Origin of the sequence: Trichocoleus sp. FACHB-40 (genome assembly GCF_014695915.1) — a bacterium.
In the GTDB taxonomy this organism is placed as follows: domain Bacteria; phylum Cyanobacteriota; class Cyanobacteriia; order Cyanobacteriales; family FACHB-T130; genus Funiculus; species Funiculus sociatus.
Map to the genome: position 1 here is coordinate 1 of NZ_JACJPF010000090.1, position 21,813 is coordinate 21,813.

Annotated in this window: 23 protein-coding genes and 2 pseudogenes; 12 read left to right on the forward strand and 13 right to left on the reverse strand. The window is 43.8% G+C overall.

The features are described from left to right. Positions 1–98: pseudogene (locus tag H6F63_RS31115) on the forward strand (IS982 family transposase); the annotation flags it as partial. A 229-nt stretch (positions 99–327) separates the two neighbouring features. Here H6F63_RS31115 and H6F63_RS20160 read toward each other — a convergent pair. The 4 genes from H6F63_RS20160 to H6F63_RS20175 all read right to left on the reverse strand — a co-directional run bounded on the left by H6F63_RS20160 (position 328) and on the right by H6F63_RS20175 (position 4,929). Then, positions 328–1,428: an ABC transporter ATP-binding protein gene (locus H6F63_RS20160; RefSeq protein ID WP_190639271.1), complete on the reverse strand. Its 1,101-nt coding sequence runs from the start codon at positions 1,426–1,428 to the stop codon at positions 328–330. Positions 1,429–1,609: 181 nt separating this feature from the next. Continuing rightward, positions 1,610–2,488 (reverse strand): carbohydrate ABC transporter permease, encoded by an 879-nt coding sequence (locus H6F63_RS20165; RefSeq protein ID WP_190639272.1) that lies wholly within the window; start codon positions 2,486–2,488, stop codon positions 1,610–1,612. Positions 2,489–2,520: 32 nt separating this feature from the next. Beyond that, positions 2,521–3,423: a sugar ABC transporter permease gene (locus H6F63_RS20170; RefSeq protein ID WP_190419979.1), complete on the reverse strand. Its 903-nt coding sequence runs from the start codon at positions 3,421–3,423 to the stop codon at positions 2,521–2,523. A 186-nt stretch (positions 3,424–3,609) separates the two neighbouring features. Further along, the gene (locus H6F63_RS20175) at positions 3,610–4,929 is read right to left on the reverse strand and encodes an ABC transporter substrate-binding protein (protein WP_190639273.1); all 1,320 of its coding nucleotides are present in this window, start codon (positions 4,927–4,929) and stop codon (positions 3,610–3,612) included. A gap of 657 nt (positions 4,930–5,586) precedes the next feature. Here H6F63_RS20175 and H6F63_RS20180 point away from each other — a divergent pair. Both H6F63_RS20180 and H6F63_RS20185 read left to right on the forward strand, forming a co-directional pair. Continuing rightward, positions 5,587–5,778 carry a DUF4089 domain-containing protein gene (locus tag H6F63_RS20180; RefSeq protein ID WP_190639274.1) on the forward strand — a complete coding sequence of 64 codons (192 nt, stop codon included), beginning with the start codon at positions 5,587–5,589 and terminating at the stop codon, positions 5,776–5,778. After that, positions 5,775–7,163: an AtzE family amidohydrolase gene (locus H6F63_RS20185; RefSeq protein ID WP_190639275.1), complete on the forward strand. Its 1,389-nt coding sequence runs from the start codon at positions 5,775–5,777 to the stop codon at positions 7,161–7,163. The genes H6F63_RS20180 and H6F63_RS20185 overlap by 4 nt, the downstream gene beginning before the upstream one ends. Before the next feature lies 1 nt (position 7,164). Here H6F63_RS20185 and H6F63_RS20190 read toward each other — a convergent pair whose 3' ends face one another. Beyond that, positions 7,165–7,812 (reverse strand): class I SAM-dependent methyltransferase, encoded by a 648-nt coding sequence (locus tag H6F63_RS20190; RefSeq protein WP_199298175.1) that lies wholly within the window; start codon positions 7,810–7,812, stop codon positions 7,165–7,167. A 164-nt stretch (positions 7,813–7,976) separates the two neighbouring features. Between H6F63_RS20190 and H6F63_RS20195 the strand changes: the two genes are divergently transcribed. The 3 genes and pseudogenes from H6F63_RS20195 to H6F63_RS20205 all read left to right on the forward strand — a co-directional run bounded on the left by H6F63_RS20195 (position 7,977) and on the right by H6F63_RS20205 (position 10,398). Beyond that, positions 7,977–9,140: an FAD-binding oxidoreductase gene (locus tag H6F63_RS20195; protein ID WP_190639288.1), complete on the forward strand. Its 1,164-nt coding sequence runs from the start codon at positions 7,977–7,979 to the stop codon at positions 9,138–9,140. A 104-nt stretch (positions 9,141–9,244) separates the two neighbouring features. Continuing rightward, positions 9,245–9,478: pseudogene (locus H6F63_RS20200) on the forward strand (hypothetical protein). A 95-nt stretch (positions 9,479–9,573) separates the two neighbouring features. Beyond that, complete coding sequence (locus H6F63_RS20205; RefSeq protein ID WP_190639276.1) at positions 9,574–10,398, forward strand: sulfite exporter TauE/SafE family protein; 825 nt, start codon at positions 9,574–9,576, stop codon at positions 10,396–10,398. 188 nt (positions 10,399–10,586) lie between these two features. On the opposite strand, the gene H6F63_RS20210 is transcribed toward H6F63_RS20205, so the two are convergent. The 3 genes from H6F63_RS20210 to H6F63_RS20220 are packed head-to-tail and all read right to left on the reverse strand — an operon-like array spanning position 10,587 to position 13,510. Then, positions 10,587–12,227 carry a CocE/NonD family hydrolase gene (locus H6F63_RS20210; RefSeq protein ID WP_190639277.1) on the reverse strand — a complete coding sequence of 547 codons (1,641 nt, stop codon included), beginning with the start codon at positions 12,225–12,227 and terminating at the stop codon, positions 10,587–10,589. Next, a complete protein-coding gene (locus H6F63_RS20215; protein WP_190639278.1) occupies positions 12,221–12,676 on the reverse strand; it encodes a cupin domain-containing protein in 456 nt (151 codons plus the stop codon). Before H6F63_RS20215 ends, H6F63_RS20210 begins: the two co-directional genes overlap by 7 nt. A 60-nt stretch (positions 12,677–12,736) precedes the next feature. Next, on the reverse strand, positions 12,737–13,510 hold the full coding sequence (locus H6F63_RS20220) for a cysteine hydrolase family protein (protein WP_190420689.1): 774 nt from the start codon (positions 13,508–13,510) through the stop codon (positions 12,737–12,739). Between the two features lie 259 nt (positions 13,511–13,769). Between H6F63_RS20220 and H6F63_RS20225 the strand changes: the two genes are divergently transcribed. The 4 genes from H6F63_RS20225 to H6F63_RS20240 all read left to right on the forward strand — a co-directional run bounded on the left by H6F63_RS20225 (position 13,770) and on the right by H6F63_RS20240 (position 16,861). Further along, entirely contained in the window at positions 13,770–14,039 is a 270-nt protein-coding gene (locus H6F63_RS20225; protein ID WP_190639279.1) for a hypothetical protein, read from the forward strand. Beyond that, positions 14,036–14,494, forward strand: coding sequence for a type II toxin-antitoxin system VapC family toxin (locus tag H6F63_RS20230; protein WP_190639280.1), 459 nt, complete (start codon positions 14,036–14,038; stop codon positions 14,492–14,494). Before H6F63_RS20225 ends, H6F63_RS20230 begins: the two co-directional genes overlap by 4 nt. A gap of 99 nt (positions 14,495–14,593) precedes the next feature. Further along, entirely contained in the window at positions 14,594–15,193 is a 600-nt protein-coding gene (locus H6F63_RS20235; protein ID WP_190639281.1) for a DUF1877 family protein, read from the forward strand. 243 nt (positions 15,194–15,436) lie between these two features. Then, a complete protein-coding gene (locus H6F63_RS20240; protein WP_190639282.1) occupies positions 15,437–16,861 on the forward strand; it encodes an amidohydrolase family protein in 1,425 nt (474 codons plus the stop codon). Positions 16,862–16,921: 60 nt separating this feature from the next. Here the strand turns inward: H6F63_RS20240 and H6F63_RS20245 are convergent, their stop codons facing one another. Then, positions 16,922–17,059 (reverse strand): hypothetical protein, encoded by a 138-nt coding sequence (locus tag H6F63_RS20245; RefSeq protein ID WP_190420692.1) that lies wholly within the window; start codon positions 17,057–17,059, stop codon positions 16,922–16,924. A 139-nt stretch (positions 17,060–17,198) separates the two neighbouring features. Here H6F63_RS20245 and hpxZ point away from each other — a divergent pair, with 139 nt between their 5' ends. Beyond that, positions 17,199–17,582: an oxalurate catabolism protein HpxZ gene (hpxZ, locus tag H6F63_RS20250; RefSeq protein ID WP_190639283.1), complete on the forward strand. Its 384-nt coding sequence runs from the start codon at positions 17,199–17,201 to the stop codon at positions 17,580–17,582. A 513-nt stretch (positions 17,583–18,095) separates the two neighbouring features. Continuing rightward, positions 18,096–18,920 (forward strand): SDR family NAD(P)-dependent oxidoreductase, encoded by an 825-nt coding sequence (locus H6F63_RS20255; RefSeq protein ID WP_190639284.1) that lies wholly within the window; start codon positions 18,096–18,098, stop codon positions 18,918–18,920. Between the two features lie 143 nt (positions 18,921–19,063). On the opposite strand, the gene H6F63_RS31120 is transcribed toward H6F63_RS20255, so the two are convergent. From H6F63_RS31120 to H6F63_RS20275, 4 genes are all read right to left on the reverse strand, one after another. Further along, a complete protein-coding gene (locus H6F63_RS31120) occupies positions 19,064–20,035 on the reverse strand; it encodes a Uma2 family endonuclease (RefSeq protein WP_347276819.1) in 972 nt (323 codons plus the stop codon). Next, positions 20,032–20,454: an HNH endonuclease signature motif containing protein gene (locus tag H6F63_RS20265; RefSeq protein WP_190639285.1), complete on the reverse strand. Its 423-nt coding sequence runs from the start codon at positions 20,452–20,454 to the stop codon at positions 20,032–20,034. The genes H6F63_RS31120 and H6F63_RS20265 overlap by 4 nt, the downstream gene beginning before the upstream one ends. A 141-nt stretch (positions 20,455–20,595) precedes the next feature. Then, positions 20,596–21,099 (reverse strand): hypothetical protein, encoded by a 504-nt coding sequence (locus H6F63_RS20270; RefSeq protein ID WP_199298176.1) that lies wholly within the window; start codon positions 21,097–21,099, stop codon positions 20,596–20,598. Beyond that, the gene (locus tag H6F63_RS20275) at positions 21,083–21,616 is read right to left on the reverse strand and encodes a hypothetical protein (RefSeq protein WP_190639286.1); all 534 of its coding nucleotides are present in this window, start codon (positions 21,614–21,616) and stop codon (positions 21,083–21,085) included. The genes H6F63_RS20270 and H6F63_RS20275 overlap by 17 nt, the downstream gene beginning before the upstream one ends. Positions 21,617–21,813 lie beyond the last annotated feature (197 nt).

The following is a 21,813-nucleotide window of genomic DNA, read 5'->3' on the forward strand; positions in this document are numbered from 1 at the left end:
ATTTTATGGTCAATATCTTGTGTGGTTTAATTGCTTACTGTCATCAACCCAAGAAACCATCACTCCGTTTAGAGTGGGCTTTGGTTCAATCAGCTTAACCCGAACTGAGGTTATGTAGTAATTTTTTCACTACATATTTACCACTACCAATTTTTATTTCTTTAGGATTTAAACAGATTACCTTAAAGCTAAGTACAAAAGGATTGTAAAAGTTTAAATTAGGTAATCAAACGGACTTGATATAATCCCTGGTATGGATTGAGACAAGCGATCGCTCTCTCCTTAGCAAGCGTCGGGGCAATTCATGAATTGCCCCGACTTCTAACTCTAACGCCCAACGGTAAGCGGTTGCTTGGTGAAAACAGCATTACCCGTTTCTACATCAAACCAGTGAATAAATTGGGGAGGAAGTGTTAACGTTACATCCTCGCCACTCAACTGCTGATCTGGCGGTAACAAAGCCCGAATTGTGACTGCTTCTGTCTGCGGCCCTTCAACGCGGACGCTAATTAAATTGTGCATTCCCAAGTTTTCTACTAAATACACTCGCCCCCGAATTGTTTGTCTATCTTCCGGTTGGGCAATGAGTACATTTTCTGGACGAATACCCAGCACAATTTGCGGCGGCGTAGTGGGAATTTCCGGCAACGGTATTCTGAAACTACCCAACATTGCGGAATTTCCCTGGCAAGGAACAGTGAGCAAATTCATCTGCGGGCTGCCAACAAAACCAGCAACAAATTGATTCGCTGGATTGTTATAAATACGGTGCGGTGGGTCAAGTTGCTGTACGTCACCCTTATTAAGAACAGCCACTTTGGTAGAAAGCGTCATAGCTTCTGTTTGGTCGTGGGTGACATAAACAACTGGGACTTTTTGAGCTGCAAATAGTTGCTTGATTTCCGCCCTGACTTTTTCTCGCAACAGCGCATCTAAGTTACTCAGCGGTTCATCTAATAAGAATACATCTGGGCTACGTACTAGGGCGCGTGCTAGAGCAACCCGTTGCCTTTGTCCTCCAGACATTTGACCGGGTTTGCGGTTCATTAACTCGTCTAATCCCAAGACTCGCGACGCTTCTGCTACTCGTTCTTTGATTTCTGCGGATGGAGTTTTTTTCAGTCTAAGTCCAGAAGCAATGTTTTCGTAAACAGTTAAGTGTGGATAAAGGGCATAGCTTTGAAACACCATCGCAATATTGCGATCGCCTGGTCGTTTATTCGTAACATCCAAGTCCCCGATAGTTACTCGACCGCGAGTGGGTTCCTCCAAACCTGCAATTAGTCGGAGTATGGTAGATTTACCACAACCGGAAGGGCCTAGTAAGGTGAGAAATTCACCATCTTCTACACTCAAGCTAACGTCTTTAACTGGGATGACTTTAGGAGTATAGGTTTTATTTAAGTTTCTGAGTTCGAGTCTAGCCATTTTTCGATTTTGGATTTTGGATTAAAAAACTTTAGATGGAACCTCTCCCCAACCCCTCCCCTACTAGGGGATGGGCTTTTGTTACTCCTTCCCTAGTCGTAATTTTGGATTTGTGGGAGCGTTTACTAGGGTTAAAAAAGGGTTTCCGGCTGCCCTTTATTAGGAAGGGGGTTAGGTTTTTTTAACCTTTGACAGCACCAGCTGTTAAACCTTGGACAATCTTGCGCTGGAAGAATAAAACCAGTAAGACGAGGGGCAATGTTCCCAATACAGTAGCAGCAGCGATCGCTCCATAGGGAATTTCAAATGCCGAGGAACCGCCTAGCTGTGCAGCTGCAACGGGGATTGTCTTCATGTCTTCGCGGGTGATGAAAGTGAGGGCGAAAATAAACTCGTTCCAGGCAAAAATAAAAGTCAGAATTCCCGTTGTCACCAGTGCAGGTAATGTCATTGGTAACACGATTTGTGTTAGCATTTGCCAAGTATTATAACCATCAACCTTAGCCGCGTCTTCCAAGTCTTTTGGTAATTGCTCGAAAAAGCTTCGCAGCACCAAAATTGTTAAAGGTAGATTAATTGCCGTATAGGGAATAATCAGCGCTAGATAGTTATTTGCTAGTCGCAGCCCTTGGATAATTTCCAACAGTCCCAAGAATAAAAGAATTCCTGGGAATAAGGTGACAATGAGGACACCTGCAAGAATAACTTTCGCACCCCAAGGGCGCAATCTTGCCAGCGCGTAGGCGGCGGGCGCTCCGATTAATAAAGCGAGAGCTGTGGAAGTAATCGACACGAAGGCACTATTTAAAATGTATCGCCAAAACGGGCGACGGACGAACAATTCAATGTAGTGATTGAGCGTGTATCGAGTGGGAAAATAAACCGTGGGAACGGCGACAATATCTTCGTTAACCTTAACTGAAGTCAGCAATTGCCATAAAACGGGGGCTAGAGAAAATAGCACCACAAAAGCAACTACTATGGGTATGAAGATTTTTTTCCAGGGAATTTTCACTCCTCCGGTTGGAGTCGTTTTTCGTTCTTGGGGAATTACAGTCATGTCTATTTTGGATTTTTATTTAATAAATGCTATTAAGCTAATCCAGAGGTTTTGGCACGGGATCTAGTTAGCAAGAAACTAGCGATCGCTACCGCTAAAATCAGCAACAAAAATGTCACTACCACCAACGCTGCACCATAACCAAAATCTAAGTAGCGCATCACAGTAGAATAAATGTAGAGCGATACCACTTCAGTCGCACCCCCAGGGCCACCACCTGTCATTACCGCAATCAAGTCGAAGATTCCGAAAGCTTGAGCAAACCGAAATAATAGGGCGATCAAAATTTGTGGTAGCAGCAGCGGTAGAGTAATTCTGGTAAAGTTTTGCCAGGGTGTCGCTCCATCAATTGAATGGGCTTCGTAGAGGTCTGGCGAAATAGATTGTAAGCCAGCCAGCAGCAGAATACTAATGAATGGTGTGGTTTTCCAAACATCAGCAAAAATAACTGCCATCATTGCTAGCGTCGGGTCGCCCAGCCAGTTAATCCCAGTCTTAATCAGACCCAACCGCAGTAGAATATCGTTAACAACTCCAAATTGGTCGTTAAAAATCCAAGCCCAGGCAAGACCAATTAAAGCAGTCGGTAAAGCCCAAGGTAAAATAGCGGTGGTTCTTACTAAGCCTCGTCCCAGAAATTTCTGATTCAGAACTAGCGCGATCGCCATTCCTAACAGTAACTCGAAGAAAACTGATGCAGACGTGAAAATTGTCGTCGTCCAAAAACTCTGCCAGAAACGACCATCGCCCGCCATCCGCGCATAGTTAGCAAAACCAGAGAAAACGGGTTTCAACTCGGTTCCCAAATTTTCCGTAAACAAACTCAACCAAAATGCTCGCCCAATTGGGTAAGCATAAACAAATAAAAGCAGCAGCAATGCTGGTAGTAATAAAATCCAACTTGTTCGTTGTTCCCGCCCTCGAATTGTATCCATCTTATTTTTGCCTTTTGCCTTGCTTTATTAGTAGTTGAGGTACGACCAACTAAAGTTCGCTGCTTTTCACGCCTGACCTCTCCCCAACCCCACTTAAGGGAGGGGCTTTCGATTCCAACATTCCCAACAATGGTTGGGAGTTAAATTGTGAGGTTTTTCATGTCTGGTTGGGAACGCTTTCATCTTTTAGCTTTTGCCTTGTACTAGCAGTCGCCGCGTTTCATTAGCTGCGGATTTCATCGCTGTTTCTGGAGCCATGCGATTAGTTAGCGCAGCGCTAAGATAGCGTTGCAAAATATCCGATACTTGGGCATATTGAGCAATTGGCGGACGCAAAACTGCTTGCTGTACAACTTCTAGAACTTGTGGGTAGTGAGCGTATTTAGCAACGATTTCTGGATCTGTAAACAATTCTCTTCGGCTTGGCACATAACCCGCACTCAAAATGAATCGGCGCTGTGCTTCAATACTGGTAAAGTATTGAATTGCTTTCCAAGCTTCTTTGGGATGTCGGGAAGTTTTAGAAATACCTAAACCCCAGCCTCCCAAACAAGCTCCTCCAGTTTGATTAGGAGCATGAACCATCGGTCTAATGGCAATTTTGCCTTTGATTTGTGATGTTTCTTCATTAGCTAAAGGCCAAACATAGGGCCAGCTGCGGAGAAATGCTGCTTGACCGCTTTGGAAAAAACGTCGGGTTTCTTCTTCCTGATAAGTTGTTACTCCTGGTGGAGAAACACCCTCTTGAACGGTGTTTTTGAGGAATGCGATCGCTTGCAAAGTTTCCGGTCTATCCAATCCCACTTCTAGGGTGTCGGCATTAACCCAAAAGCCGCCAAAACCTTCGAGAACTTCCACAAACATTGCTACGAGTCCTTCGTATTGGCGGCCCTGCCAAACGTAGCCCCAATTAACTTTTCCTTGCTGCTGCAAGGCTTTGGAAACTCTCATCAAATCTTGAAACGTTTCTGGTGGTTCCAAGCCGGCTTCTTTTAACAAATCTTCCCGATAATAGAGCATCCCCACATCGGAACGAATTGGAATTCGGTACAGTCTGCTTTCGTAACGTCCCCCCTCCACATCTTGTGGCGTAAATGCTGCCAACTCCTCTTGGCTAATTTGATCCGTGAGGTCTCGTAACCACCCAGCCGCGGCAAATTTGGGTGTCCAAATTACGTCCATATTTACTAGATCGTAAGGAGAATCGCCCAAAAGAAAAGCGGAAGTATAGAGGTCTTCGAGTAAATTTGTAGCATTCGGCCCCTCAATAATATTGAGCCGAATGCCAGGATTTTCTGCCTCAAAATCTTTTACCATACCTTGTTGCCAAGGTTGAGCATCGGGGGCTGTCATCAGCAAGTTGAGGGTGACTGGCTGCTGAGCCATCACAATCCAGCTAAATAGTATGACGCCCAAGCAAAGAGTCAGGAAAAACCAAAACCGGGGCAAATATCCTAACTTTCTTAGGCTATTTCGCAATATGTTTATTGGTTTGCTATATAACATTGTTAGCTGAGTAATTAGAGGTTTTAATCATTAGAAAATGAAAACCCTCAACCTTCCTAATAGCCTGCTCTTGTTACCTATAAGCATTGTTTAGTACAATTAAACAAACTTAAACAAATTTTTCCAGCGTCGGCTATGGGAATAGTTGTGTTTAGAAAACGTGAATGTGCAGGATCGCCGTCTCAGTTTATCTGAGACTTTTCTGTAAGTTCTGCTAAGAGTGCGAACTGCTTATTGAGATAGACAAAAGCTGATGCAATTTTTCTAATTTAATTCGCCCTTAAACAGGGAGCAACTTTCCTAAGATATAGTAATCTATGCCTAAAGATAATCTCTCAAGAGGTAGAGCTAGCACCAGAGAAAGTGTTATTTTTAGAAAATAATGTTAAATAATGTTAAGATAAATAAATTTTTTATATTATATTTACGTAAAAACACCTGATAACTGTATAGACACGATAACCGCTATTCTACAAAAACGAACGACACTCTTCACAGAGGAAATAGAGGTTGAGATAATTAAAGAGTTGTTTATTTCCTGCTCTGAAATTTCAGATTTATAGGGGCTTACGCACGTTAACAAACTTGTTCGCCTGATGGGATTAGGAAGCAAGAGAGTATAATTTTTGATGTAACAAATTTATTATTTTTTTTGCTATGAGTACACCACCAGAACAATCTCAAACTGAATATGTAGAACAAATGGCAAAGTTAATAGATTTGCCCATAGAACCAGAATACCTTCTGGGCGTGAAGGAAAACTTTGAGAGAATTGCTGCGATCGCGCAAATTGTCACAGAATTTCCCTTACCGGATACAATTGAAGCGGCACCTGTATTTGAGCCATGAGCAAAGCATATCCTGATGCCACTCAAATTGCTGAGGTAGTGCGGGGACAAGAAGTTTCTGCAAAATCTGTCATCGCTGCTACATTGGCAAGAATTGCCGAAGAAAATCAGACGTTTAATTGTTTTACTACTGTAACTGCTGATACAGCAATGGCAGACGCTTCAAAAATTGATGAAGCGATCGCATTAGGTAAAGATCCAGGTATTCTCGCAGGCGTACCATTCGCCGTAAAAAATCTCTTTGATATCGCTGGGTTGACTACTCTAGCGGGTTCAAAAATTAACGCTGAAAATCCTCCAGCAATCAAAGATGCCACAGCCGTTGCTAAACTAAAACAAGCTGGTGCGGTGCTAGTCGGGGCGTTAAATATGGACGAATACGCCTATGGCTTTGTCACCGAAAATAGCCATTATGGTGCTACCCGCAACCCCCACGATACAACGCGCGTTGCTGGCGGTTCCTCTGGAGGTTCGGCGGCGGCGGTTGCTGCTGGGTTAGTTCCGCTAACGTTGGGAAGCGATACTAACGGTTCAATTCGCGTTCCTGCCTCATTGTGCGGTATTTTTGGCTTTAAGCCTACTTATGGGCGATTGTCGCGCTCAGGTGCAGTATTATTTTCCAGTAGCTTCGATCATATCGGCCCTTTTGCGCGTTCTGTGCGCGACATTGCCGCAGTTTTTGATATCCTTCAAGGAGCGGATGAGAGCGATCGCGTTTGTACAAAGCGCCCCCCTCAATTGTGCTTACCGCAACTAAATCAAGGCGTTGAAGGTTTGCGAATTGCTGTTGCTGAAGGTTATTTTGCCAAAGGTGCAGAATTAGAAGCCTTAGAAGCAGTCGCCACAATTGCAAGTGCGTTGGATGTCAGCAAATTTGTAACGATACCTGAACCCCATCGCGCAAGGGCAGCAGCTTTTATAATTACAGCAGCAGAAGGCGCTAATGTGCATATGGATTCCTTGCGATCGCGTCCTTTTGATTTCGATCCAGCAACACGCGATCGGTTTCTAGCTGGTGCCTTAATTCCGGCGACGTGGTACATTCAAGCGCAACGGTTTCGACAATGGTATCGCGATCGCGTTCGAGAAATCTTCAACGAAGTAGATATAATTCTCGCCCCCACAACTCCTTGCTTTGCCCCTAAAATTGGTCAAGAAAAGATGACAATTGGCGGAGAAGAAGTCTTAGTTCGTCCTAATTTGGGACTATATACTCAGCCTCTATCTTTTATCGGATTGCCCGTTTTATCTGTCCCAATTCATCATCCCGATAGACTACCTTTAGGAGTACAAATTATCGCCGCCCCTTACAACGAAGCGCTAATTTTACGAGTAGCAGCAGTGTTAGAATCTCAATCAATTATATCAGCACCAGTTGCACAGTAGTTTAACATTTCTTTATCCCCACTCCCGAAATGTGAGGAGTGACGATGGGAATAGAAGGTTCAAACCTTTCATAATCAAGATGTTCAAAACCAGCATTTTCTAACGCTATCCAAGTTTCGCGGGCTGGTTCACAACCATCAGCGAGAAATTTCCACACCGGGCGAACTCCCTCCTGTACCCGCCTCAACCAAGTACCTTGAGGCGCGGCGACGTGTTCAATAAATAAGAAGCGTCCGCCGGGTTTGAGAACTCGCAAAATTTCTTGTAAAGTAGCCTTTAAATCTGGCACTGAACACAAAACCAACGTACTAACAACTGCATCTACACTGTTATCTTCAGCTTCTAAACGTTCAGCGCTGATCGTGCGGACATCAACGTTATTTAAGCCCACCTTTTCTGCTTCTTTCTGGAGATACGGGTGCATATAGGGATTTGGCTCAATGCCAATCCAACGCATATCTTTGGGATAATAGGGGAAGTTAGCACCAGTTCCAGGGCCAATTTCCAAAACATCCCCGTGTAAGTTTCCGAATAGGTTGCGTTTGCGATCGCAAACCAGTTTCTCGTAGCTTGCATTGCCCGTAGATAGTAACCAGGCAAATAAACGTTTGTTCCAACAGCAGGGGCAACCTTGCATTTGTAATTCCATAGAATTTGCCTTCAATCACATTATCTATTATTTTATAAACCAGAGAACTTAGCCAAATACATCTAATAGGGTAAACCTACTGGATGAATATCATTAAACCGCTTGCAAAAGTTGATAAACGCCCTCAGACTGAGATATGAGCGCATTTTTGCTACATAAAGATGATGAAAACATACGATTGGATTGTAGTTGGCGGCGGTATTACAGGTGCAATGCTAAGTTACGAACTGGCAAAAAAAGGCTTTTCGGTTCTGTTAATACAACACGCCGCATCGCAAAATGCCACGCGCTATAGTTATGGTGGGTTGGCATATTGGTCTGGGACAACAGATTTAACGCGGCAATTGTGCGCTGAAGGTATAGAAATTCACCGCAATTTATCGGAGGAATTAGACAGCGATACTGAGTTTCGCGAATTAGACTTAATTTTAACAATTGCTGCTGATGATACCTCGAAACAAGTAGCAGCATACGCTCGTTTTGCTATTCCACCGCGCTTACTCAGTGTTGAAGAAGCTTGCGAAATGGAACCGCTGCTAAATAAGGATGCGATCGCGTCTGCTTTAACCGTCCGTCACGGTCATATTGAAACAGAAAAAACTACCCAAGGTTACATCAAAGCCTTTCGCCGTTTTGGGGGTGAAGTTCTTTGCGATCGCGTGGTAGAACTCAACAGAGAAGGCGAAAAAATTCTCGGAGTCAAAACAGCAACCGAAACCTATCATGCAGCTAATACCGTCATCTGTGCCGGTGGTTTCAGCCGCGCCTTACTAAAAACAGCTAATATTCCCATCCGGCTATATTTTACCCATGCCGAACTAATCGAAACTGAGCCAGTTGATATACATTTGCGTACACTGGTAATGCCAGCGGATACAACACGATTTCAATTAGAAGCCGAAGCCAGTAAACCTGAACTGGATCATCTATGGGATCAGCCCAATAATGAACCAATGCCACCCATTTTAGATGCAGGTGCCATACAGTTTAAAAACGGTAGCTTACGCATTGGACAAATTAGCCGAGTTCTCACCGATCCCAACGCGGAAATTGATGGGGTTGAAAGCGAAGCCAACCTCCGCGCTGCTGTGGGAAAAATATTACCTGCGATAGAGAAATTACCGGGAAAGTGGCATCATTGCTTAGTAGCATTTAGTAGCGATCGCCTTCCTCTCATCGGTGCTATTAATAACGTCGAAGGCATCTATATTTTCTCCGGATTCTCCAACCCATTAGTATTCGTACCCCCCTTAGCCAAACGCTTTGCTAGTTGGGCAACTGGGCAAGATGACCATATTATCGCCCAGCTATCTCCTCAACGATTGTGATTTAAATAACCATTTCTTTGTCACTGGTGAAACTCTTTTTGGTAGATGAATCGCCTCTTAGGGTGAGCCAAGGTTATTGAGTAAACCTTTAAAAGGCAAAATTTATGCAAGCTACTGACAATACACGCGCCGTTAGCAACCTTGAGTACGATTTGCTCACAGTATTACAAAACAAAGCTGAAGCGCTCAAAGCATATGAGACTTATATACAAGACGCGCAACAAATGGGATCTCAGCCTTGTGCAGAACTCTTCTAGAAGTTCCAGCAAGAAGATATGAAGCACGCGCAGGAAATCTGCCACCATCTTCAGGAAGTGATGCAGAAAGGCAAAATGTAGCTGACAGCGGGTGAGGCGATTAAATAAGTTTCCTAGGGTGGGCAATGTCTACCCTAATTACTGTATGCTAAGTGTCATAAATCGCTTCACGCGCTATGACATCAACCACCTTATTAATATTTGCTGCTGCTGGAATATTTTCCGGAATCCTCGCGGGATTTTTAGGAATTGGCGGTGGCACGGTTCTTGTACCATTATTAGTAGCATTAGGTTACAAGCCAGTTGAAGCAGTTGCTACCAGCAGCCTAGCAATTTTAATCACCGCAATTTCTGGCAGTGTCCAGAATTGGCGCATGGGCTTATTCAGCTTTAATCGAGTAATTGCCATCGGATTTCCAGCTATAGTGACAGCCCAAATTGGGGCATATTTAGCCACTCGTTTTCGCCCTTATTTGCTGTTAGCATCTTTTGGATTATTGCTACTTTTAAATATATATTTAGTTGAACTACGCAAACAACTGACAGCAAAAAAGGAGCTGGAAGAGGAGCAGGGAATAGACGCAGAAGCGCCGAAACTTAAGACTCAAAACTCAAACATTTTTTTCAATCCAAATATTGCAAGAATTTTCACAGGAAGCACCGCTGGAATACTAGCAGGATTGTTTGGTGTTGGTGGCGGCGTAATCATGGTGCCTCTCCAAATATTACTATTAGGAGAAACCATCAAAGTTGCCATTCAAACAAGTTTAGGTGTCATTGTCATTACTGCTATATCCGCTTGTGTGGGACACGCCTTGCGAGGTAATGTCTTATTTACAGAGGGATTCTTGTTAGGAGCAGGTGGTTTTTTAGGAGCGCAAATTAGCACCCGATTTTTGCCAAAATTACCCGATGAAGTTGTTAGTTTAGCCTTTCGTACACTGCTGGGAATTTTATCAATTTATGTTTTATGGCAAGCATGGCAAAGTTATAGCAGCTAATTCCGCGTTACCAGGCTGAGTCCAGGAACGCGGGAGCATCCCATATTTGCACGCCCACCGGCTTCCAGTCTGTGGTTACACAAACAAAGCCTACCAACCCAGACCCAATTGAGTCCGCGCAGGCGGGCTTGGTTTGTCTAGCCGCGATTTCTAATCGCCAGGTATTTTGCTGGGATGCACTCTGAGAATTACATTAAAGGCAGTAAAATTTGAGAAGGAAAATCTTTCCCACTTCGCACAGTTAAAGTAATAATTTGAGCTGCAATTAAAGCGGTTTCACCAGGGGGAGAACCAGTACCGGGATTAACAGGATAGGCGGGAAAACAAGCTGCACTTAAACTAAGCCGTAGACAATTACCCTTGTTCAGTCGCGCACAAGTTGCTTGCAAAATAATTTTTAAATGTGCTGTTTCTTGATTCGGTTCAACCCGCACATATCCTTGAGTAAAATTGTAGACACTCCCATCTGTTCGCACTTCCGACAACACTGCACATAAGTCAAAACAGGGTGTATCTGCTATAGCATAAACTTCTACAACTACATCTCCAGCAAGATGTAAATCTGACTCTATTGGTGCAGAAGTATAGGTTAAAATATCCGTGCGACAATCGAGGCTAGAACGGTCAAAGGAACCAGCAGGAATTGTAGCATGACCTCCTAAAGCGGGAACAGGTCGCCAAGGATCGTGAACCAGTACATCAGAAGAATTTTGGATAAATTCCTTCGCCTGTCTTACCAACTTACCTGCATCATCCCGCATACTAGCTAAACCAGAACTTTGCAGAAAATAGGATTTATGATTATCGCTAGGGAAAGTTTCAAAAAATCGCCATTTGTTACTACCCATTTCAAATAAATTAACAGGCGGTTCCTTCAATAATCCTGTATCAATACCTTTGAGAAACTGGTCAAACCATCGAATTTGCAATTTATCAATTGAACTATTAGCCTCTGCACCATAATCTACATTCCCTACTTTTCGACCCCAAGGTAGATGCGCCCAAGGGCCAATTACTAAATGCTGAGGAAAGGCACTACGAGATGCCATTTCTTTGTATAAATGCAAAGTTCCGCGCAGGAAAGTATCAAACCATCCGCCAATGTGCAGCATCGGCAAATCAACATCTTGCAAATGCTGTTTTGGTGAAAGGTTTTCCCAATATTCATCGGGTTGAGGATGGTCTAACCATTCGTGATAGAAAGAGTCAGGCGCTAGGTTTTTCAGAATTTCCGGACGGGCGGGAATTTTTTCATAAAGTGGTAAGTTACGAGAAGCTGTAAAAAGAGCTTGATACGCTTTTTCATCTCCTAATAATCTAGCGGTTTCTGTTGCTAGTTGAATCGCCCAGCCGAGATTGGCTTGTAAACAAAATGCTCTGTTTTCATACGCCCAATCTGTATATAAATCGTAGCCAATCATGGCGGGACAAACCGCTTTTAATGCCGGGGGATGTGCGGCGGCGGCGTAAAGCTGGGTCATTCCCTGATAGGAAAACCCATACATTCCAACATTTCCATTACTACCTGGTAAATTCGCAGCCCAATTAACTGTGTCAAAACCATCCTCAATCTCGTGGGAAAATAGTTTAAATTCCCCCTCCGATGTGCCGCGTCCCCGAACATCTTGAATTACCACAATGTAGCCTTGGGCGGCGTACCAGGTAGGATGGGCATAGACAACGGTGGATGCGATCGCTTTCCCATACGGCTGTCGCATCAGCAAGACGGGAAACTCACCCTCCGCATCCGGGCGATAAATGTCCGCATCCAAGCGCACCCCATCCCTGGTAAGCATTGAGGCAGTTTCTTTGGGGAAAACATTTAGCATGGAACTAGAGAATCTACTCTACCCAATACTGCTAAATCCTCTTCATCCAATTCCACTGGCGTACCGCTACGAATTAATTCCGCAAAGTCTTCATTTGGCACCATAATACACAGCGCATACAAGCGAGTAGAACCCGTATTTTCAATTTTATGGATGCCAGTTGGAGGAACTAAAATACTATCTCCAGCGCCAATTGGTACAGTTTTCCCATCACAAGTAGCTTGCCCTTCCCCTTTAAGAATGAAAAACATTTCTACAGCGAATTGGTGCCGATTTGGGGGAGTTTTCCCGCCAACATCGAAAATTTCCACACAAAAAGTTAAGGACATATGCGCCGTTTTCGGCTCAAACACAATCGCTAAACGATTAGTATCATCGGGACTAATACGATAGACTTGGTAATCTTTGGGAGACTTGAGGACAGGAATCACGCAACGGGCAGCATCCATAAAGGTTTCACCTTTGCTAATTGAAGGATGGCTAATTGTGGTTTTTATGACTATTAGCCATTAACCAGTTGTAATTGCTTCTAAGATAGCTTGAGAATCTGTCACGAACCCAAAACACTGTTTAACGTTATAAAGTGTAGCTTGCCAGCAATATTCTGGAGAGGTAGTAGCAGTGCAATCTGTAACTAAAATGCAGTCATAGCCAAGAAAGTTGGCATCTTGTAAGGTAGCCATTACACATTGATCGGCATTCACCCCCGCAAAGAAGATAGTAGTTTTTCCCAGGTTCCGTAAAATACTATCGAGGGGAGTATCCCAAAAACCGCTCATTCTGTACTTATCGACGCGAATATCTTCCGGCTTTTGTTCCAATTCATCCACCACCGCCGCCGCCCAACTACCCGCCATCAGCACTTTAGCATCAGCTTCGGGCAAGCGATCGCCTAAACCAACACCATCGCCTGTAGGGTTATAAACATGATGCACTCCCGCACTAATATTTAACAAATCGGGGCGATTTCCCCAATTTAGCCAAATTACAGGCACATTTGTATCTCGCAATTTTGGCAGTAAATTGTTTAAGGGATTTATCGGATTCCGTGCAGGTGTCACGTCTACGCCAATGTGCGCCAGCCAGCCTTTCGGATGACAGAAGTCATTCTGCATATCAATTACCAAAATCGCCGCTTTTGCCAAATCCAAACGCAGTGTTTTAGTTTCTGTCGCCAAAGTGACAGGTTGCGGTTTTAAAGGAGGGCGCGTGATATCAGCAATTTGGGCATCAACAGCCCAAGCATTCGGTGGTACGCCCAAGGTTCGTAAGGGTGAATTCATAGGGATTCTTGAGAGGGGAACTTCAATGGTAAAGACGCAAGGCTCTAGATTTGAACTGAGTTAGAAGAGATTATGGTAATGAGCGATCGCATTCCGGTGAAGTACGAAGGTTAATTTGTTGATATTTTAGATGCTGCTACCAGCCACGGTAGAAAAATTTGATGATTTGATGACTGATAGCATCTCGGAGGGTGTTGAAGGATAGCGATCGCGATCGCTGTTATGTACGATTGAGGGAAAACTATTTGGAGGTTAATTTATGGCTACTCTTCACCTGCAAAACGTACCCGATGACTTGTATGAAAAGCTGCAACAACTAGCTGCATCTCATAATCGATCAATTGATGCCCAAGTTATTACTCTGTTAGAAAGTGCTTTGCCAACCGAGACAAAGCCACCCCAGGACAATACACCTAACAAGGATGTTAAAGAAATCTTGGCAGAGAGTCGTCGCCGCCGCCGCCTGAATCCCGCTGACTTTGGCTTGCCCGATAGTACCACTCTAATTCGAGAAGACCGCGACAGATGACTACTCCTCTCCGATGCGTTGTAGATACCAGTGTTGGCATCAAGCATTTTATTTCCGATCGGCTATCACCCAAAGTTAATCTGCTGTTCGATCACCTTGCCTATCCCCAAACAGAAATCTTTGTCCCAGACTTGTTTTACATCGAATCTGCTAATACTTTCTGCAAGTATGTCCGTGCCAGACTATACAGTGCTGCTGAGGTTCACGCAGATTTAGCTACTCTCAAAGCTTTACCATTACGGGTTGTCTCCACTGCTGATTTGATGGAGGAGGCTGTTAATATCGCCTTGGCTTATGGAATTTCTGCTTATGATGCCAGTTATGTTGCCCTTTCTCAACAAGTTGGTGCTACCCTATTGACTCTCCATGAGAAGCTGGTGAGGGCTGTAGCTGCTACGTCTTACGATGTTCGCTCATTTAATGACTTTACAATCCCACCGTTGCCCTCAGTGTAGCTTTTAAAAGTAGTAATGCTTCAATCAACTTATGAGTAATTTTAAGTTGCATTGCCGTGGTGTACTAATGTCAATTCATTAATATCTTAGTTGAAAGTTATGTCAACAGCGATAGTTCTTTCTCAAGTCTCTTCTAAAGTGTTGGAGAAGTTAAAAGAAAATCCTTATGCTTATGATGTGTTTTTTGAGGCAATAACCATATCTGATCCCAATGATTGGCAAGAATTTAAGTCTGTTTTTCACCAACAGGACTTTGACGAATTTAAAGCCGATGTTCCTCGCCTTTTAGCTGAGGGTAAAAATAGGTGGTTATATCTTGGGGAAAATTGGCAAACAATCCAATTTTATCTTACAGCTACTTGTGGAGAAGAAGATTTAATTTTCCCAAATAGTTATAGCAAGGATGGAAATGATTTACTTCGAGTTAATGCTGTCACAAGTGTAAATTACCTGAAATATGAAAGGTCTATAAGATACTTTACTGCTGATGAAGTCAAGGACGTAGGAGAAGAATTATCGAGAGTTGCACAAGAGGATGATAGGGAAAGACTAAGAAAAATATGTCAAAAAGCTAAAGTAAAGTTTTGGGAAAGAGAATATGAAAATTGGCTTGAATATACTGAGCTGTTTAACGAATTGATAGATTACTACAAAGATGCTGCCGATCAAGGGAATGCCATGTTAATATCTATTGGTTGATGATGTTAATAGGTAGTAGGTAAAAATTAAACAATAACCCGCAATGACGAAAATTAATGGGATTCAACCCGTTATATTACCAATTTTATCGTCAGTGATTGCGATCGCGTCCTTAATTATCCTCTGAGTGAAAGAGCATAAAAGCGCTGTAAAATGAGGAAATAATGTTATTTTGTGATTAATCGTAATTTTAAAAATCAAGAAACGTAGAATTTAATAAACCCTAACTAAAAGGTAAAAACTGTGACTTTTACAATCCAACAAGCTTTAGTCCCGGTTGATGACGGTTATGCAAATGTCGATGTGCAGATTCAGGATAACGCGATCGCTGCCATCGAAGCAAATTTAGAAGTCGTCGGTACAACTGTTGATGCTAAAAATAAACTTCTCCTCCCCGGCTTCGTCAACGCCCATACCCACTCTTCAGAAATGTGGCAGCGGGGATTGATTCCCCCTGTACCCTTAGAATTGTGGATTGCGGAACTTTACGACTTTACACCCCTCGAACCAGATCAAGTTTATCTGAGTGCTTTAGGAACAGCGGTAGAAACTCTACTTTCTGGAGGGACTAGCGTAGTCGATCACTTAGTTTTAATTCCTGGCAAAGAAATTGAAACTATTGCTGCTGCTGTTCGCGCCTATAAAGAAATTGGTATCCGCGCTTTTATTGGCCCATTAATTCAAGATGAAACCCTGACTCGTGGCATTCCCACGGGTGGTAAGGAAACGGAACATGAAGCCTACATCCGTTCCACAGAGGCAACTCTAGCACTAATGCAGGAAGCTGTAGACAAGTTTCATAATCCTGCGGAAGGTGTTTATATCTTAGTTGCACCAACGGGGATTCAACTGTGTTCGGATGCCTTGTTTCAAGGTTGTATTGAATTAAGCGATCGCTACAATCTCTGTCGTCACGCCCACCTCTTAGAAACCCAAGCCCAAAAACTCCTCGCCCAGGAAAAATACGGTTGTAGCGCAGTTGAACACCTGAAGCGTATCGGTTATTTAAGTCCGCGCACTTCCTTAGCTCATTGCGTTCATTTGAGCGATGCTGATATTGAAATTCTGGCAGAAACTCAATCCACCGTAGTACACAATCCTCTCAGCAACCTGCGTTTAGGTAGCGGCATCGCTCCAATTTTGAAATATCTTCAAGCGGGAGTCAATGTATCTTTTGGTTGTGATGGTGCTGCTAGTAACGACTCGCAAGATTTGCTTGAAGCTATCAAAATCGGTTCAATTTTGCACAACATCACTGATTTAGATTACCACCACTGGATTACACCCCGTCAATCAGTAGAAATAGCAGCTTTCGGCGGTGCCAAAGGATTAAATTTAGCCGATGAAATGGGTTCATTTGCTGTGGATAAAAAGGCTGATTTGGTACTTTATGACCTTACCAGTTTATCGCTGCTACCCCGCACAGATCCGATTGGCTTGCTAATTTTAGGCCGTCCAGCTCAAGCAGTGGATAGTGTTTGGGTAAATGGTAAAAGAATCGTTGCCAATGGCAAAGTGACGACGATTAATGTAGAAGATTTGAGAAAAGAATTGTTTGAGCGCAGCCAATGGGCTACAAATCGTCAGTCTAAAACTTTAGGTGAAATTGAAGCCCACTACCGCAGTGTAATGGGATTACCAGAAGGAGTAAAAAAAGGTTATTCGTAAGATTTGGGGCAGGCTAAAAGCCTGCCCCACCAAGGATAAAATTGTTAGTGGGTACTTCTATTAATTCTTGGTTCTCTTGATATGATCCATAATCTGCTGCTTCCGTTGATCTGAATTGGTATTGTAATTCGCTTGATTGATTTTTACAGTTTTGCTGACATGATCTAAAATCCGCTTTTTGCGTTCTGAGGTAGCCATTGTTAGATACTTGGATTAATTAATTGGATTACAGACCTTACCTATATATTAACTTGTATTAAGTGAGTTTAACAGCCGTGAAACTTTCCCGGCTTAAATGACAAAATACCTCCCTCAAAAGAGAGAAGATTGGAATTAAATGGATATCAATATACCGGATGTGGTAGCTGAAGTTACGGCAGCATTTGAGCGTTACGAAAAAGCTTTGATTAGCAATGATGTCGCGGTACTCGACGAATTATTTTGGAGGAGTCCGCACACTTTACGCTTTGGCGTAACTGAAAATTTGTATGGCTATGATGCGATCGCTACTTTTCGCAGCCAGCGATCGCCTGTGAATTTAGAGCGATCGCTAATTAATACCACTATCACCACCTACGGACGAGATTTCGCCACCGCCAACACAGAATTTCAGCGCCTTGGCTCAAATCGCACCGGACGACAAAGCCAAACTTGGATGCGAACCCCGGAGGGTTGGCGCATCGTTAGCGCTCATGTTTCATTGTTGGTTACGCCCGATTAGTTGCGCTGGGTGCGTTAAGCAGCAAAGTTTTAGCTGCTTTGTAAAGAAATGTTAAGCAAAATTTATTAAAAAATGTTGCAGCTTCTTGAAACCAGTTGCTAAGGTGTGCTTAAGCAATGCTTCAGGTTAGCGCTCGTATTGAGGAGACGTGCCATTTATGCTCTACATTCATCTTGGCTGTTTGCCGACTAACTGATTCCAGAAATGTCTGAAAAATATTTCTCGGACTTTCCGGCAAAACGGCTGAGAAATATCTTTTTTGCTTGTTTGACTGCTTTTAGTCCAGCGTCATTCTGTTAGCAACTTCTCAAAGTTTTGGGTTATCAATTTTTAGGTTTGTGTTCCCTAAAATTTCCGGAAAATGTCTTGCACGGCAAGGTTTAGTCCAAGTAATACCCCAAACACAAATCAATTGTCATCTCAGTGCGTGAAATTAGGAACTTTTCTGTTGGATTTTGCACATAACCACTGAAAAAGCCAGCGCAGTGAGTCCTCAAATATGGAGGTTTAATCATGGATATTCAAGGAAAGACAGCTCTAATTACTGGAGCTTCGCGGGGGATTGGACGAGCGATCGCACTCGTTTTAGCCAAAAAAGGAGCAAAACGCCTGTTGTTGGTAGCACGCGATGAACAGCGGTTAGCCCAAGTCGCCGCCGAAATCGAAGCTATGGGCGTGGAAGTGGCAATCCTGCCTTTGGATTTGGCTCAGGTGATAGAAGTGAATATTGCGATCGCTAAAGCTTGGCGAGACTACGGGCAAATTCATCTACTCGTCAACTGTGCAGGCGTTGCACACCAAACACCTTTCTTACGTTCCCGACTGCCAAATGTGCAGGAAGAAATCGCCATTAATTTAATGGGAATGTACACCATCACACGTTTAGTTGCTCGACGCATGGCAGCACAACGGGAAGGGACAATCGTTAACGTTTCAAGCTTAATGGGCAAAGTGGCAGCCCCGACGATGGCAACTTATTCTGCCACCAAGTTTGCAATTGTCGGATTTACCCAAGCCTTGCGCGGCGAACTCGCTGCATACAATATCCGGGTAATAGCTTTGCTGCCCTCTTTAACCGATACTGACATGGTGCGAGAATTACAGTGGTTTCGCTGGGTAGTTCCCACGACTACCGAGAAAGTCGCTCAGGCACTCGTCGCCGGACTGCACAAGGAATCGCCGGAAATCTTGGTAGGATGGCAAAGTCATGTAGCCGTGTGGTGCAACCGCCTTGCACCTTGGCTGCTGGAGAAGGTTTTACTGATAGCTGCTCCGCTGTCGAAGTATAAACAAAAGCGTTACCGCAGACTTAGAGAGGCTGGAGCAATCGGGCGTTAGAGCAAGCCTCTCCCCTTTCTTCGTGGAGAGCAGGGTTGTTTTAGACAACCCTTAAAAAATATCGAGGCATTGTGACATTTTGTAGGGGCATAGCAATGCCCCTATCTCCAACCATAAGATCAGGGGTCAGGGCGCGATCGCATCTAAGCATCCGGATCGATACCCAATTCCCGGAGTTTCGCCGCCAATGCTTGAGCTTTAGCTTGTGCTAACTCGCGTTGTCGGCGTTCCTCATCGGCGTTGGCTTGTGCTAACTCGCGTTGTCGGCGTTCCTCGTCAGCGTTGGCTTGTGCTAACTCGCGTTGTCGGCGTTCCTCGTCAGCGTTGGCTTGTGCTAACTCGCGTTGTCGGCGTTCCTCATCGGCGTTGGCTTGTGCTAACTCGCGTTGTCGGCGTTCGTCGTCAGCGTTCGCTTGTGCTAACTCCCTCTGTTGACGTTCTTCTGTAGCTACTTCTTCGGGTATTGGTAGCAACTCCCCCTCAGCGGTAAAAAAGCGCAACTTTCGCTGATGGATACCCAGATACAACTCTAACTGCTGACTCCACAGCCACCCAGAGGAATTAGGTTCTATCGGTTGATACTGACCGTCTTTTAGATGAAACCCGGCAAGTTCGAGAGTTTTGGGATCAAACCAAAAATAATCTGGCGTGCGAAGGATATCTTGATAGATTTGTTTTTTTATCCCCTTGTCTACGTTAGCTGTACTCTCAGAGATAATTTCCACAATTACATTGGGATACTTCCCGCCTTCTCCCCAAACTACCCAACTTCTGCGGGGATGGCGTTCTGTTCCCAGCACTACAAAGAAATCTGGCCCGCGAAAATCCCGCGATTTGATTTGGTCTTGAGAGTAGTAAATTGTCAGATTTCCACTAACATAAAAATCGTTACGGTTACGCCACCACCATTCTAAGGAATTGATGAGCGCATCCATCTGCTGTCGATGCCAATCACTTTCCAAAGGCGGTTCGTCACTCCATAAATCAGTAGGTGGAACGACAATATCTTCCCACGTATCTTCTGAGATATTTCTTTCTTGAGCGAGGGACATGGCATCTTGGGCGTTAGTGCTATGAGTATATGGTAGCCGGGTGGATGCGATCGCATTCATCATTCAATCTTTGGGGGATGCCAGCCAGCCGCTACCCACTCGCGTCTAACCATAACAGCAATAATATTATTAAGTTGAAAAGCTACAACCGTCGCTCGACCACATATAGTTTTACCAATAATCTGCGTACCATCTTCACTCCAGGTGAAATGCCGCGACCATTTCTGATGTCGAGGGTTGAACAGCCGAATTCGCCGCCCTGTCACTGGGTCACGTCCATGCGTTTGCGTCCCTTTGTAACTATTGCACAGCCGACAAGCTAACCACAAATTATCTTCGTCGTCAGTGCCACCTTTAGCTGTGGGAATAAGGTGGTCAATTTCTAAAATTCCAAGAACATATTTCTGCAAACTGCGGCAATAACCACAGCGATCGCCAGCTTGTGCGCGTACCCGTTCTCGGACTTCATCTGAAATTGCCATAAGGCGTTTCAAAAATAGGAATCCCTATATTTTCGAGATACCCGCTAGATATCAAATCCAATATCGCAAACTTGGCGAATTCAAAGATGAAAGCAAGCGATCGCTACTAATCTGCTTTTTGCTTGATTTTCTGGCTAGAACTTATGCCTCTAATGGTTCCATCAAGCCGCGCCGTACTGCCTCACTCATTGCTTGGGCTTTCTGTAACAAGCCTTCTTCGTAAACCTGCATCAGCGCTAGTAACTCGGAACGTTGTGTTTCTGTAAGTGTCCCAGCTTGTTGTCTATCCAGCAGCCTACTCAGACTTTGGTCTTGCTCCGGTTCCATCTGAAGCTGCGCTAAAGCCATCACTTCATCATCAGATAAAGCTGACACTGGTTTAATTGCTTCCGACTGTAAGCCAAGTGGTGATAGTGAAAGCTCAATTGTATCTGCTAGGACATCAGCAACATCTCGGCTACTCAGTTGTGCTAGTCGTTCAGCTCTACGGTAAACCTCATCTGGCAGGGTAAGAGTGACTTGGGTACTCATAAGAATATTTTGTGTAAAAGTTTTCTTTATTGTGGCAGAGGAGAGCGATCGCTTTTCAACAGATGGAAGCAGGGGTGGTAACTCCGAATGCTCCATTCTAAAAGGGACAGCCATCGTCCGAAACTTTACTGACTGCTTGGCGTTTAACAGGTTTATCTTTAATTTGCTTTAAATTTGGTTTTAGCGTCGTTTGGTACTCTTGTTTAGGATTTGATGGTTGATTTTTCTGCCCTTGTACCTCGTCAGTCTCCGAACCAATAAAATTGCGCTTTATAGGTTTATTATTCGCTAAGCCAGAGGTCAATACTTCCTCTGTTTTATGTTTTTTAAATTTACTCTCTTGCGGCCGTAAACACTCAAATTCTAAATATTTTAACCTTTCTAGATAGCAGCGTAAGCCACCAATATACAACAATTCATCTATTTTAAGTAAAACTTTACTATTACCCACCTCAATCATACTGGTTGGAATAAACCCAGCCATAATCAGGTTGTATCCCGCTTGCCTATCATCAAATTCTTCTTCACTAAACAGGCAGACTAAAACAGCATTTTTATTAACTTCTTCTGGGCTAATTTCCCATCTAACCCGATCAAGACTGCCGTAACGGGTTTTAACCTGAATTCCCATAGATGGATCAGAAGCCAGGGTAAAATCAATTTTGCCATCACCGCCGAGTCGTTTTTCGTAGTCAACTTCAGTAACAAAGTCAGTGTAAGGATTCAGGTAGAGGGGTATTGACAAAGGGGACATAAAGGATAGAATATCGCTTCCATGAACAACAACCTGCCACGAGAACAAGATAGAGAAAGGCTAAACCAGTTACT

Excerpts from the sequence above, each read along its gene's own strand:
- H6F63_RS20160 (WP_190639271.1), bottom strand. The coding sequence starts at position 1,428 with ATGGCTAGACTCGAACTCAGAAACTTAAATAAAACCTATACTCCTAAA.
- H6F63_RS20165 (WP_190639272.1), bottom strand. The coding sequence starts at position 2,488 with ATGACTGTAATTCCCCAAGAACGAAAAACGACTCCAACCGGAGGAGTG.
- H6F63_RS20170 (WP_190419979.1), bottom strand. The coding sequence starts at position 3,423 with ATGGATACAATTCGAGGGCGGGAACAACGAACAAGTTGGATTTTATTA.
- H6F63_RS20175 (WP_190639273.1), bottom strand. The coding sequence starts at position 4,929 with ATGTTATATAGCAAACCAATAAACATATTGCGAAATAGCCTAAGAAAG.
- H6F63_RS20180 (WP_190639274.1), top strand. The coding sequence starts at position 5,587 with ATGAGTACACCACCAGAACAATCTCAAACTGAATATGTAGAACAAATG.
- H6F63_RS20185 (WP_190639275.1), top strand. The coding sequence starts at position 5,775 with ATGAGCAAAGCATATCCTGATGCCACTCAAATTGCTGAGGTAGTGCGG.
- H6F63_RS20190 (WP_199298175.1), bottom strand. The coding sequence starts at position 7,812 with ATGGAATTACAAATGCAAGGTTGCCCCTGCTGTTGGAACAAACGTTTA.
- H6F63_RS20195 (WP_190639288.1), top strand. The coding sequence starts at position 7,977 with ATGAAAACATACGATTGGATTGTAGTTGGCGGCGGTATTACAGGTGCA.
- H6F63_RS20205 (WP_190639276.1), top strand. The coding sequence starts at position 9,574 with ATGACATCAACCACCTTATTAATATTTGCTGCTGCTGGAATATTTTCC.
- H6F63_RS20210 (WP_190639277.1), bottom strand. The coding sequence starts at position 12,227 with ATGCTAAATGTTTTCCCCAAAGAAACTGCCTCAATGCTTACCAGGGAT.
- H6F63_RS20215 (WP_190639278.1), bottom strand. The coding sequence starts at position 12,676 with ATGGATGCTGCCCGTTGCGTGATTCCTGTCCTCAAGTCTCCCAAAGAT.
- H6F63_RS20220 (WP_190420689.1), bottom strand. The coding sequence starts at position 13,510 with ATGAATTCACCCTTACGAACCTTGGGCGTACCACCGAATGCTTGGGCT.
- H6F63_RS20225 (WP_190639279.1), top strand. The coding sequence starts at position 13,770 with ATGGCTACTCTTCACCTGCAAAACGTACCCGATGACTTGTATGAAAAG.
- H6F63_RS20230 (WP_190639280.1), top strand. The coding sequence starts at position 14,036 with ATGACTACTCCTCTCCGATGCGTTGTAGATACCAGTGTTGGCATCAAG.
- H6F63_RS20235 (WP_190639281.1), top strand. The coding sequence starts at position 14,594 with ATGTCAACAGCGATAGTTCTTTCTCAAGTCTCTTCTAAAGTGTTGGAG.
- H6F63_RS20245 (WP_190420692.1), bottom strand. The coding sequence starts at position 17,059 with ATGGCTACCTCAGAACGCAAAAAGCGGATTTTAGATCATGTCAGCAAA.
- hpxZ (WP_190639283.1), top strand. The coding sequence starts at position 17,199 with ATGGATATCAATATACCGGATGTGGTAGCTGAAGTTACGGCAGCATTT.
- H6F63_RS20255 (WP_190639284.1), top strand. The coding sequence starts at position 18,096 with ATGGATATTCAAGGAAAGACAGCTCTAATTACTGGAGCTTCGCGGGGG.
- H6F63_RS31120 (WP_347276819.1), bottom strand. The coding sequence starts at position 20,035 with ATGATGAATGCGATCGCATCCACCCGGCTACCATATACTCATAGCACT.
- H6F63_RS20265 (WP_190639285.1), bottom strand. The coding sequence starts at position 20,454 with ATGGCAATTTCAGATGAAGTCCGAGAACGGGTACGCGCACAAGCTGGC.
- H6F63_RS20270 (WP_199298176.1), bottom strand. The coding sequence starts at position 21,099 with ATGGCTGTCCCTTTTAGAATGGAGCATTCGGAGTTACCACCCCTGCTT.
- H6F63_RS20275 (WP_190639286.1), bottom strand. The coding sequence starts at position 21,616 with ATGGGAATTCAGGTTAAAACCCGTTACGGCAGTCTTGATCGGGTTAGA.